Source organism: Pseudoalteromonas pernae, assembly GCF_039831865.1.
In the GTDB taxonomy this organism is placed as follows: domain Bacteria; phylum Pseudomonadota; class Gammaproteobacteria; order Enterobacterales; family Alteromonadaceae; genus Pseudoalteromonas; species Pseudoalteromonas pernae.
The window spans coordinates 49,754-61,942 of record NZ_JBDODM010000008.1 but is presented as its reverse complement, the minus strand read 5'-3'; the positions used below and the strand labels follow the sequence as shown (position 1 = coordinate 61,942).

Genomic DNA, 12,189 nt, shown 5'->3' with positions numbered 1-12,189 from the left:
TTATTCAACTACGTGCAATTAGGTGGGAACAAATAGGACAATTTGATGCATTTTGCGACAGTTGTTGCAAAAACTACCAAACTGTCTGCAATCAGGAAGTGAACTGCCCGGCATCTCTTTTGCGTGCTAGGCAGTGTATTTAGACTTTTTAATTCGCTTTTATAGATACCTTGAGTTGGTTGATAGCGCAATGCTGTTCACTGTGATGAGATGTATAAAAGCGGGTCTTTTCGGATTTTTTAAATTCAATTCGCCATTGCCTCTCATCGAGTTGGATGTTGCTTATCATGTGATGCCCACCACGTTGACACATCTGTTGCGTCACGGTGCGAAGTCGGCTGTTATTCAGTAAATCATCAACCATCGAAGGTGAAGGCACCACACTGGTAGGCTTAACCTCACTCATACCCGTCGAAAATGCAAAGCTCACACCTTGTTGTTGCAACTGGCTTGTGACCGTTACTCCCTGAGGCCAATACGAATAATAAAAAGAAGACTCATCTATTGCTTCGATCACAACAACCCCAGACTTACCAATGACGGCAAATTGAGGGGCTGTACTGGTGTCACTGACCAATAATGCGGTTGTTTCATCGATGCCAAACCCAAGTTTTTGATGGGTATCCTTAAGCAAGGTGAACAAGCGCAGGGTACGTCCGCGCTCGCTAAAGTGAGTATCTAAGACGCCTAAATTGAAACGCCCCAGACCTCCTTTTGGTTCATAGGTTAGCGCATCAGAAGGCACTGATGCTTTACATGCTGCGCCCTGAGAGCATCGCGCACTGGGTGGGGATTTGTCTAAAGCACCCAACACGAGTGCCTGAATGCTCGTTCCATTACTGATCATGGGTACGGTTCCAAACTGGTTACTTCCGCCACTTTGCACAGCCGTGCCCGCACTCGTGCCAACAATCATAGGTATATTGAGAATGTGTTGAGTCCAAGGGTAGGCGTGATTGTTATCATCAAAAAAGACTTGTCGAGTTAAGCTTTGGTCACCGCCGTTAAACATAATCACGCTGGCCTTATCGAGCTTTTCTTTGAGCGCATCAATGCCTGCGCGGCACAATCTCTGCTCGGCAAACGTTCTATCCGGATAAACGTCTTCCCGGTTATACGTATTCGCAGCCACTCTATATGCGCGAAGATTGTCACAATCGCTATTTGCTAGCGCCTTTGCTGAAGCCGGCGTTAACGCCAACCACTCGCTTTGGACGCCCTTAAAACTCAGCAATCCCTCATAAAAATCAGCAGATTCATAAGGATCTCGGCTGGACGCTGTGACGCTCAATATAAGCGGTTTTGCATGACGCTTAGCTGCATTCTCGATAACTTTGAGAATACGGTTGCTCGCTTCACTCTTATTGTTTGAAGTATCAACTGACTCCCTAAGACGTTCACCCTCACTGTCTATCTGCTGTATTTCTAAGTTGTCGAGTACAAAATAGTAGACATCATCTGACAATGAGTAATACATCACCTCTGCTTGGCGAAACCAATGTTGCTTTAAGGTTTTGAGAGAGACTGCATTTGGCAACACAGTACTGAGTTGGGTGAGCAGCGCGATAACATTCTCTTTTTCCGCCCTGTTTGCAGGCCAGTTAGCGTCAATTGTCTCTATGCGCTCTTTACTGAGCAAATAAAGTGCATTCTCTTTGCCAAATGGAGGGATGCCGCCAACGCAATATCGGTCACTCATGCTTGAGCAAGTGTGTAAACTGCCACCAATTAACAAGGTGCTATTGGGTATTTCTTTGGCATGTAAAGATAAAGAAAATGTAGATAAAAAACAGAAAAAAGAAGCTAACTTCTTCGAAAATGGAAAACCTTTAAAAAAGGTACAAAACTGTATCATGACGTCGACTCATGTAAAAAAATGATTAAAAAATATTGCAGTTAGATTTTTAGACTGCTATAAATTTGAGCGACTATGAACGCGGGTAAAGCTAACACTGGCTCATACCCTTGTCAAAAACCAAGGTGGAAAAATGTTAAAAAAAGCTCCTTCGCTTACGACATATTTCTACTCGCCTCACTACTTATCGGAGTGGTTTGACGAGTAGCCCTCTTACCTGTTGCAGGTAAGGGCGTTGCTGTGTCTAACAACCCAACCCCCGTCTAAAAACAATAAAAACTCAAGCATCGGCTGGACTATGCCTATCGGCATAACTGTATCCCGATGTCACAACCAATCTATTTAGACAACTAGGTGAAGTGATGTTTCGTAAGTTAACAACTGCGAGCGCCGTTTACGCGGCACTGGTAGCTAATCCCCATGTGTATGCTGCTGAGCCAAGCGCTGAGCTACAAGAAATTGAAAAAATCGATGTGACAGGAACGCGTTTAAAAGGCGTTGATCTCGAGGGGGCACAGCCCTTAACTGTGTTAGACCAAGATGCGATATCTCGCTCAGGTGCGAACACGATTCATGATTTACTTAAAGATTTATCCCAGTTAAAAGGTGGCAGCGGTACGTTTTCCACCTCAGAAAGTGGTGGTACATCAAACTCCACTCCTGCCGGACAAGCAGCCGCAAGCCTGCGTGGTATGGGGCCATCAGCGACCCTCACTTTAGTGAATGGGCGCCGCGTTGCACCGAGCTCGTTTGCAGCTGGTACCGAAAACTTTGTCGATGTAAATGCCATTCCATTAGCCGCGATTGAGCGCATCGAAATACTCGCAACAGGCGCATCGGCTATCTATGGAGCAGATGCTGTCGCAGGTGTCATTAACTACATCCTCAAAGAGGATTATCAAGGCGGCGAAGTGAATGTCTCCTTTGAAGATAGCTTTGCCAGCCACGACGAAAGTAAAAAACAACTTAACCTCGTATACGGTACGCCAGTAGGTGAGGGTCATCTTACTGTGTTTGCTGACCTATACGACCGTAATGCTTTTAAGGCTAGTGACCGTAGTTACACCGCAAACGCACCTTTGATTAACTCATACTCTTACTTACCTAAGTTAGAAAACACACCGAATATCTATTACTACAGCTCACGTGATGGTAACGAACAACCAGCACCAGGCTGTAAAACAGAATTGGTGGAAACAGAGTATGGAGAACTTATTTGCGCTTATTATGGCAATGAAGACGACTATCTTGAAACGCCGTTTGAAAGCGCATCAGCCGGATTCATTTATAGCCAACCCCTAGGCGACTTAAAATGGAAAAATGACTTTTTCTACAGTAAAACCAAGTCCCAAGCCTTTTCTTCACCAGCGCCAATCAATCAAATCGACGACAGCGATGGCCCTTATGTTCTCGAAGATGCCTTGTTTATTTTTGACCAAGCAGATGGCTCTAATGCGTTACTCGATTCTCTCTACATCGACCCTTTTGACACCGTGAATGGCCGTGAAGTCTGGGGCTTTGCCTTCGACGCTCGCTTTAACTCACCGCGCACAGTTGAGGTGGAATCTGAAAATATCCGCCTTGTCAGTTCGTTAGAAGGTGATATAGGTGATTGGCTTTGGCAATCTGGCATCACGCTTTCTCGCTCTACTTCGGAGCAAGAAGCGATTGCCGGCGTTTACAACCGATACAAAGTCCATGCCGCACTCACGGGTGAACTTTGTAACAATGGCGAGATAGCCAGTTACGATGGCTCTGCTTTAACGTGCTCAGGCTCGGAACTACTCAACTTCTACAACCCATTCTTAGTAGGTGATGCTGAAAATGATGGTATTTTAGCACTCACCCAGGAGCAGCCGACTCGTGAAGGCGAAAGCACGGTGTATGGCTGGGATGCAAATATCAATGGTGAACTGATGGAGCTCTCATCAGGATTTGTTGCGGCCGCCTTTGGTGTGGAAGTTCGCCGCGAAGAACTCTCGGATATTCCGTCATTGAATGCACGCGCTCGCGCGGATAACGACTATCTGGTCGACGTATTCGGGTTCGGCTCTTCAGTGTCGGAAGCTTCTCGAACACAGTATGCGGCGTTTGCTGAGTTCAATATTCCTTTAAGTGAGCAAATCGATTTTCAAGCAGCTGGGCGTTATGATCATTTCAGCGATTTCGGCAGTACTTTTAATCCTAAAGTGGGCATCACATATCGTCCTACAGACTCTTTGGTTATGCGAGGCTCTTGGTCCACGTCGTTCAGAGCGCCGTCACTGACCCAAGCAGGCGTCAAATTACGCACTACAACGTCAACATTCGACTGCGGTGCTAACCAAGCAGTATCAGATTTATATTGTATGGGCGATGGCACTGAAATCACCGTCAACTCGCTTGAGTTGGGCAATCCCAACCTGAAAGCTGAAGAGTCAGAAGCATTGAGTATCGGTTTCGCTTGGAGCCCAAGCGCCAATACGAACCTCACCGTGGATTATTGGCAATTTGAACATGAAGAAGTGATCGATACCAATATGACAGCTGTGTTGGCGCGCGCAATCGACGATGCAAGCCTACGTCATTGTGGCATCGTGCCTGATGGCCAACAAGGTATTTCATATGACCCCGATGTATGTGATGTAAGCGATAACGCTGGTTTAACGATTGAGGAGCAAGGTGCTAATTTATCTGAAATTTTAGATAACTACATCACGGCGTTTGACCCTCGAGATGACGAGCTCTACCTACCGCTGTATCGTGACCATGTGATCCCTCTGGAGAACACGGGCACACAAGATTTAGCAGGTATAGATATCAAATTTGATCACCGCTTCAACATGCAAGGGGGAGACCTTACATTACGCTTCGATGCGACGCATTATCTGAGCTTTGAACGGAATAAACCAGGGTCGGACGCACTTGAGAAGCTGATTGGCACTTACCGTTACCCAGAAAATGTTGGCCGCTTCAGTATTTCTTGGGATGCAGATGATTACTACATTTCATTAGGAGCCAATTACACCGATAGTTACGCTGATGATATTGAAGGTCTCAGAGGCCGCGAGCTAGATGAATTGAGCGATTTAGGCGTGCTAACTGAAGAGGGGACTCATGAGGTAGACACATGGTTAGTGTGGGATGTCGCTGCTGGATACGATATCAACGACGCAGCCACTATACGCCTGAGCATAGATAACGTCACCGATGAAGAGCCACCAAAACTTTATGGCTCTCAACGAGGCTTTGATTCTATCAATCACAATGCCTATGGCGCGACTTATAGAGTCGGGCTAACCTATCGTTTCTAACTTCTCCCACAGACAAGGGGCTTAGGCCCCTTTATTTATAGTGATTATGACAAATAAACAACCTTTTCAGCTCCCTGATGCTGCTGTCATTCTAATGGCCGTCTCACTCATAGCGTACATCGCAACTATGTTGGTACCACCGGGGTACTTCGATGTGCCCAACAATGTTACGCAAGTTGCGTTATCACAATTTAAGCTCGCGGACTCCACCAGCACCGTGCCAATATTTGCTGAAGGTGGGGAAATAGGCCTAACTAACGTACTGTTCGAGGGGCTCACGGCTGGCGACAAATACGGTGCAACCATCGGTGTCATGGCGTTCATTCTGATCACCGGAGGGGCATTTGGCATCATTATGCAAACCGGCGCGATTAACAATGGCATCATGGCGCTTATCAATAAAACCCGAGCAATTGAGTGGCTGTTTTTACCTCTGTTGTTTGTTTTATTTTCCTTAGGTGGCGCTATCTTTGGGATGGGGGAAGAAGCCATTGCTTTTTGTATTGTGCTGCTACCTATCATGAAGCAGCTAGGCTATGACGCCAAGGTCACCGTACTGGTCACTTATGTCGCGACCCAAATCGGCTTTGCGACTTCTTGGATGAATCCGTTTAGTATCGCCATCGCACAATCTATCGCTGATATTCCTGTCTTTTCTGGCGCGCCACTGCGAGTTGCAGCTTGGTGTGTGTTTACTCTTTTCGGGCTTATCTTTGTGGTTCGCTATGCGCGAAAAATACGTTTGCAGCCAGAACCGCAAGCAATCATCGAAAATACAAAACCTTTATCACATTGCGATAGAGCAGTGTTGCTGTGTTTCATAGTAGGAATAGGATGGATAATTTGGGGGGTTATGGCTCGTCAGTACTATATTCCTGAACTTGCTGCACAATTTTTTACCTTAGGCTTAATCACAGCAATCATCGCCAGAGCATTTGGGATACTGACATTTAATGACAGTGCACACGCTTTTACCAAAGGAGCACAAGAGCTGCTACCTGCTGCGTTGCTGGTGGCCATGGCTAAAGGGATTGTGCTCTTGTTAGGAGGTAGCTCGCTTAATGACGCTTCCGTGCTAAATACCTTGTTGTATTCAAGCGCACAAACACTGTCACATGTGCCCGACTCACTTGCTGCATGGGGTATGCTGGTCTTTCAAAGTGGCTTTAACTTTTTTGTTTCTTCGGGTTCTGGGCAAGCAGCCATTACCATGCCTCTAATGTCGCCCCTCGGTGATTTACTGGCTGTTAGCAGACAAACCGTGGTGTTGGCATTTCAATTAGGAGATGGCCTGACAAACATATTTATTCCTACATCAGCTAGTTTGATTGGCTGCTTGGGCGTGGTGAAGTTAGACTGGGGTGAGTGGGCCAAATTCATATGGCGTTTTCAACTTGCCCTGTTTGCATTAGCAAGTGCATGTATTTTCCTCGCCCACTTTATCGATTACCAATAGCAGAATTTTATTATGTTAACTCTAATTAGAAATGCGCGTGTTTATACACCGCACCATGAAGGGCGCAAAGATGTGTTATTTGCAGGCGCTAAAGTCATCGCCATCGAGGAAAACATAGCGCTTAGTACCGATGTAGCGGTTACAGAAATCGATGCTACTGAACATTTACTGGTGCCTGGCTTTGTGGACTCGCTTGTGCACATAACTGGGGGAGGCGGTGAAGCAGGTTTTGCCAGTCGCACCCCTCAGATGCAACTCAGTGATGCGACAACTGCCGGCATCACAACTGTTGTTGCAGCACTTGGTACCGATGCCCTAAGTCGAACGCACACCGATCTTGTAGCAAAAGCAAAAGGCCTCAAAGAGGAAGGTTTAAATGTGTATTGCTACACAGGGTCGTACCATCTGCCCGCTAAGACTCTAAGCGGTGACATTGAAAAAGACATCATGTTTATTGATGAAATCATAGGCGTGGGTGAAGTCGCCATTGCCGATCATAGAGGGAGTCAATTAAGCGTACAAGAACTGGCGAAGGTTGCTGCTCAAAGCCGCGTAGCAGGAATGCTAAGCTCCAAGCGGGGAACAGTGAGTATCCACGTTGGACCAAGTGACTCACATCTGAGCTTACTTCATGAGGTCGCGGAACAAACAGATATTCCTTTATCGCAATTTTACCCGACACATATGAATCGCAATGCCGATTTAGTCACCGCTGGGATCCGCTTTGCTAAAGCGGGCGGCACAATCGATTTTACTGCCAGTACAACAGAGTACGACCTCGCGCATGGAGAGCTAGCTGCCGCTGAAGCACTCGCCTACTGTCTTAATGAAGGCGTACCTCCTCATCAATTGACTATGAGCTCGGACGGGCATGCGAGTCTACCTATATTTGACGAGCATAATCACCTTCTTGGCTTAGAAGTTGGTAAAGAACGCTCATTGCTGGATGCATTTGTACAAGCCGTTCATGTGTTTGGGGTCAGCATTGAACATGCCCTGATGGCTGTTACGTCAAATCCGGCAGATGTACTTGGCCTTAAAAAGGGGCGTATTGAAATAGAAGGAGATGCCGACTTGGTGCTGTTAGATGCGCATTCACTTGAGCCAAGCTATGTATGGAGCAAAGGCAAGTGTATGGTCGAAAATGGCAGGGTAGCCATCAAAGGTATGTTTGAATAACCTGCATTACATAAAAAAGCCGCTGATAAAGCGGCTTTTTTATTAGAGTTAATTAGCTCTTCTTCACTGGGCGCTGCCAACCATCGAGGTTGCGTTGTTTACCGCGCGCTACAGCGAGCTGGTTGTCACCGACATTCGTGGTTACTACAGAACCTGCGCCAATTGTCGCTGTGTGGCCAATTTCAACAGGTGCAACTAATGATGAGTTAGAACCGATGAAGCTGTTATCACCAATAATGGTTTGCGACTTGTTCACACCATCATAATTACAAGTGATGGTTCCGGCACCAATATTCACTTTTTCGCCGATTTGCGCGTCACCTAGATAGGTTAAGTGATTCGCTTTAGAGCCTTTGCCAAGACGGGACTTTTTCATCTCAACGAAGTTACCAATGTGCGAGTCTTCTTCCATGACCGCACCTGGGCGTAAACGTGCGTAAGGACCAAGGGTGCATTTAGCAGCTACAGTGGCATCTTCAATCATAGTATTTGCTTTAATTACCACGCCATCGCCGATTTTACAGTTTTTAAGCACACAGTTAGGGCCAATGACGACATCGTCACCTAGCTCTACGTCACCTTCAAAAACAACATTAACGTCGATTTGCACGTCTTGACCTGTGGTGACGGTGCCACGCACATCAATACGGGCAGGGTCAGCAAGACTCGCACCATTGATCATCAGCTCTTCGGCTTGCCAAGCTTGATAGGCACGCTCTAACTGAGCGAGCTGTACGCGGTTATTAGCGCCTTCTACTTCCATCGGATGCTGTGGTTGGCTAGAACTTATCTCTACGCCCTCAGCATGTGCCATAGCCACGATATCAGTAAGGTAGTACTCACCTTGAGCATTATTATTTGATAGGTTGCCTAACCATTTTTTCAGAAGGCCCCCGTTACACGCCATAATACCGGTGTTGATTTCGGTGATCGCTAGCTGTTCAGGTGTTGCATCTTTTTGTTCAACGATGCCAATTAGCTTGCCGTTTTCACGCAACATGCGGCCGTAACCCGTTGGGTTTTCTAAATCAACGGTAAGCAATGCTAAGCCTCGTTCTGGAGTTGCAGCTAGTAACTTTTCCAACGTTGATTTTTTAGTCAGTGGCACATCGCCATAAAGAATCAGTACCGTGTCGTTATCGCTAATATGTTCTTTAGCAACAGCAACGGCATGACCTGTTCCTAACTGCTCAGCTTGTAATACCCAGTTAAGCTCATTGCCTGTGAGTTGCTGTTGTAGCATCTCACCGCCGTGCCCATACACTAGGTTAGTGTGCTTAGCGCCAAGCGCTTTTGCGTTATCAATGACATGTTGCACCATCGGCTTACCAGCAATTGGGTGCAATACCTTGGGAAGCTTCGAGCGCATGCGAGTGCCTTTACCCGCAGCCAAAATAACGGTGGTTAAATTCATCCTAATAATCCTTTTTTCACATCAACTGCCACATGGTCCAACTAGGCGTTTTAAATCAGCATTTCCTATGTCTGAATAGAGCGTTGGCTTGCAGCTTACACTAACACCATAGATGTACCATTGTGTACAAATTAGCAATATTGTAACCGCTCTAGCGTGAACATAGAACGAACAGACATAAAAAAACCCACGCTGGTGGCGTGGGTTTTTACAAACCTTTTAGGTCGATAGCAATTAGCTATTACGCAATTGGCGGATAACGCGAAGTTGCGCTAACGCTTCTTCTAGTTGCACAGCCGCTTGTTGGTAATCCAACTCGCCAGTTTGTGCTTTATCCATTTGCTCTTGCGCATCGCGAATAGCTGCTTCAGCTGCTTGCTCGTCTAGGTCTTCACCACGAACTGCAGTATCAGCCAACACGGTAACGTTATGAGGTTGAACCTCAAGAGTACCGCCTGCAACATAGATGACTTCTTCACCACCTAGTTGCTTAACTAAACGCACCATACCAGGTTTCAGGGCAGTTAGTAGAGGCGCGTGACCTGGGTAAATACCCAATTCACCTTCACTACCTGTCACTTGAAGGGTTTCTACTCGTCCAGAGAAAATCTTTCCTTCTGCACTTACCACGTCAAGATGTACGGTCATAGCTGCCATACTCCCCTCCTAATTACATGCTTTTAGCTTTTTCTTGCGCTTCTTCGATAGAGCCAACCATGTAGAACGCTTGCTCTGGCATGTCGTCGAACTCACCGTTTAGAATGCCTTTAAAGCCAGCAATGGTGTCTTTAAGTGATACGTATTTACCAGGTGAACCTGTGAATACCTCAGCAACGAAGAACGGCTGAGATAGGAAACGCTGGATCTTACGAGCACGCGATACCACTTGCTTATCTTCATCAGACAACTCGTCCATACCTAGGATAGCGATGATGTCTTTAAGCTCTTTATAACGCTGTAGTACAGTCTGAACGCCACGAGCTGTGTCGTAGTGCTCTTGACCGATTACTAGCGGATCAAGCTGACGTGAAGTTGAGTCAAGTGGGTCAACAGCTGGGTAGATACCTAGTGCTGCGATATCACGAGAAAGTACAACTGTCGCATCTAAGTGAGCGAACGTAGTCGCTGGTGATGGGTCAGTCAAGTCATCCGCAGGTACGTATACCGCTTGGATTGAAGTGATTGAACCAGTCTTAGTAGACGCGATACGCTCCTGTAGTACACCCATCTCTTCTGCAAGAGTTGGCTGGTAACCTACCGCTGAAGGCATACGACCTAGTAGTGCTGATACCTCAGTACCCGCAAGAGTATAACGATAGATGTTATCTACGAAGAAAAGAACGTCACGACCTTCGTCACGGAACTTCTCTGCCATAGTTAGACCAGTCAAAGCAACACGTAGACGGTTACCCGGTGGCTCGTTCATCTGACCGTATACAAGCGATACTTTATCAAGTACGTTTGAATCGTTCATTTCGTGATAGAAGTCGTTACCCTCACGAGTACGCTCACCAACACCTGCGAATACTGAGTAACCGCTGTGCTCGATCGCGATGTTACGGATAAGTTCCATCATGTTTACGGTTTTACCTACACCAGCACCACCGAATAGACCAACTTTACCACCCTTAGCGAATGGACATACAAGGTCGATTACTTTGATACCAGTCTCTAGTAGTTCTACCGAGCTTGACTGATCTTCGTACGAAGGTGCTTCACGGTGAATTGACATACGCTCTTCTTCGCCGATTGGGCCAGCTTCGTCAATTGCTTCACCTAGTACGTTCATGATACGACCAAGAGTAGCTTTACCTACTGGAACCTTAATCGCTTCACCTGTGTTTTCTACTGCTGTACCACGACGTAGACCGTCAGTAGTACCAAGTGCGATACCACGTACCACACCGCCACCTAGCTGCTGCTGAACTTCTAGTGTCAGACCTGCTAAGTCGCCATCTGTAACTTTTAGTGCGTCATATACGGCTGGCACGCTGTCTTGTGGGAACTCGATGTCCACAACGGCGCCGATAATTTGGACGACCTTACCTAAACTCATGTCTATTCCTCTCGTTAATCTTTGCCCGAAGCATTAAACTGCTGCTGATCCGCCAACAATCTCACTGATTTCTTGTGTGATTGCGGCCTGACGAGCCTTGTTATAAACAAGCTGTAACTCATCCATCAGGTCGCCTGCGTTATCTGTTGCGGCTTTCATCGCAACCATACGGGCAGCCTGTTCAGAGGCAGCATTTTCAACCACACCTTGGTATACCTGAGATTCCACAAAGCGAACCATTAGTGTTTCCAAAATTACTTTTGGATCTGGCTCGTAAATGTAGTCCCAGCGGTGTGCTAGTTCTTCGCTTTCTGTTTTCGGCAAAGGCAACAATTGATCGATTGTTGGTTCTTGCTTCATGGTGTTTACAAACTTGTTGTAAACAACGAACAAGCGGTCTATTTTGCCTTCATTGAATGCATCAAGCATTACTTTTACTGGACCAATTACGTCCTGTACTGAAGGCGCATCGCCTAGACCTGATTTTTTGGCAAGTAGTGAGCCACCAAAACGTTGGAAGAAGCCGGCAGCTTTGCTACCTAGTACAGCGAAATCCGCAGATACGCCTTTTTCTTTCCACGCTTTAACGTCTAAAGCTACTTTCTTAAACTCGTTAGAGTTTAAGCCACCACATAAACCACGGTCGGTAGAGATGACGATATAACCAACGCGCTTGACCTCACGCTCTTCCAAATAGGCATGGCGATATTCGAGGCTAGCATTAGCAACATGACCGATCACTTTGCGTAAGTTTTCAGCGTATGGACGGCTTGAAGCCACACGGTCTTGCGCCTTCTTCATTTTAGAAGCGGCAACCATTTCCATCGCGCTAGTGATCTTCTGAGTATTCTTGATACTCCCGATCTTGCTTTTTATCTCTTTTCCGCTGGCCATGACTCTTTCTCCGAATCTGGGTGAGTTTTAAATTAAAACTCA

8 protein-coding genes are annotated in these 12,189 nt (G+C 46.5%); 3 read left to right on the top strand and 5 right to left on the bottom strand.

What is annotated here, in order from left to right:
* Nucleotides 1-148: 148 nt before the first annotated feature.
* Nucleotides 149-1,855: a cyanophycinase gene (locus V1358_RS16305; protein WP_347394214.1), complete on the bottom strand. Its 1,707-nt coding sequence runs from the start codon at nt 1,853-1,855 to the stop codon at nt 149-151.
* 362 nt (nt 1,856-2,217) lie between these two features.
* On the opposite strand from V1358_RS16305, the gene V1358_RS16300 reads away from it, so the two are divergent.
* Genes V1358_RS16300 through iadA form a run of 3 tightly spaced genes read left to right on the top strand, consistent with a single transcriptional unit; the run spans nt 2,218 to nt 7,783 of the window.
* The gene (locus V1358_RS16300; protein WP_347394213.1) at nt 2,218-5,148 is read left to right on the top strand and encodes a TonB-dependent receptor domain-containing protein; all 2,931 of its coding nucleotides are present in this window, start codon (nt 2,218-2,220) and stop codon (nt 5,146-5,148) included.
* Between the two features lie 46 nt (nt 5,149-5,194).
* Nucleotides 5,195-6,604 carry a putative basic amino acid antiporter YfcC gene (yfcC, locus tag V1358_RS16295; protein ID WP_347394212.1) on the top strand — a complete coding sequence of 470 codons (1,410 nt, stop codon included), beginning with the start codon at nt 5,195-5,197 and terminating at the stop codon, nt 6,602-6,604.
* Between the two features lie 12 nt (nt 6,605-6,616).
* Entirely contained in the window at nt 6,617-7,783 is a 1,167-nt protein-coding gene (iadA, locus tag V1358_RS16290; protein WP_347394211.1) for a beta-aspartyl-peptidase, read from the top strand.
* A 52-nt stretch (nt 7,784-7,835) separates the two neighbouring features.
* Here iadA and glmU read toward each other — a convergent pair whose 3' ends face one another.
* The 4 genes from glmU to atpG form a co-directional block, all read right to left on the bottom strand.
* Nucleotides 7,836-9,197: a bifunctional UDP-N-acetylglucosamine diphosphorylase/glucosamine-1-phosphate N-acetyltransferase GlmU gene (gene glmU / locus V1358_RS16285; RefSeq protein ID WP_347394210.1), complete on the bottom strand. Its 1,362-nt coding sequence runs from the start codon at nt 9,195-9,197 to the stop codon at nt 7,836-7,838.
* 234 nt (nt 9,198-9,431) lie between these two features.
* Nucleotides 9,432-9,854: a F0F1 ATP synthase subunit epsilon gene (locus V1358_RS16280; RefSeq protein ID WP_347391438.1), complete on the bottom strand. Its 423-nt coding sequence runs from the start codon at nt 9,852-9,854 to the stop codon at nt 9,432-9,434.
* Between the two features lie 13 nt (nt 9,855-9,867).
* Entirely contained in the window at nt 9,868-11,253 is a 1,386-nt protein-coding gene (gene atpD / locus V1358_RS16275) for a F0F1 ATP synthase subunit beta (RefSeq protein ID WP_105201176.1), read from the bottom strand.
* Between the two features lie 33 nt (nt 11,254-11,286).
* The gene (gene atpG, locus V1358_RS16270) at nt 11,287-12,147 is read right to left on the bottom strand and encodes a F0F1 ATP synthase subunit gamma (protein ID WP_347391437.1); all 861 of its coding nucleotides are present in this window, start codon (nt 12,145-12,147) and stop codon (nt 11,287-11,289) included.
* Between the last annotated feature and the right edge of the window lie 42 nt (nt 12,148-12,189).

Excerpts from the sequence above, each read along its gene's own strand:
- V1358_RS16305 (WP_347394214.1), bottom strand. The coding sequence starts at position 1,855 with ATGATACAGTTTTGTACCTTTTTTAAAGGTTTTCCATTTTCGAAGAAG.
- V1358_RS16300 (WP_347394213.1), top strand. The coding sequence starts at position 2,218 with ATGTTTCGTAAGTTAACAACTGCGAGCGCCGTTTACGCGGCACTGGTA.
- yfcC (WP_347394212.1), top strand. The coding sequence starts at position 5,195 with ATGACAAATAAACAACCTTTTCAGCTCCCTGATGCTGCTGTCATTCTA.
- iadA (WP_347394211.1), top strand. The coding sequence starts at position 6,617 with ATGTTAACTCTAATTAGAAATGCGCGTGTTTATACACCGCACCATGAA.
- glmU (WP_347394210.1), bottom strand. The coding sequence starts at position 9,197 with ATGAATTTAACCACCGTTATTTTGGCTGCGGGTAAAGGCACTCGCATG.
- V1358_RS16280 (WP_347391438.1), bottom strand. The coding sequence starts at position 9,854 with ATGGCAGCTATGACCGTACATCTTGACGTGGTAAGTGCAGAAGGAAAG.
- atpD (WP_105201176.1), bottom strand. The coding sequence starts at position 11,253 with ATGAGTTTAGGTAAGGTCGTCCAAATTATCGGCGCCGTTGTGGACATC.
- atpG (WP_347391437.1), bottom strand. The coding sequence starts at position 12,147 with ATGGCCAGCGGAAAAGAGATAAAAAGCAAGATCGGGAGTATCAAGAAT.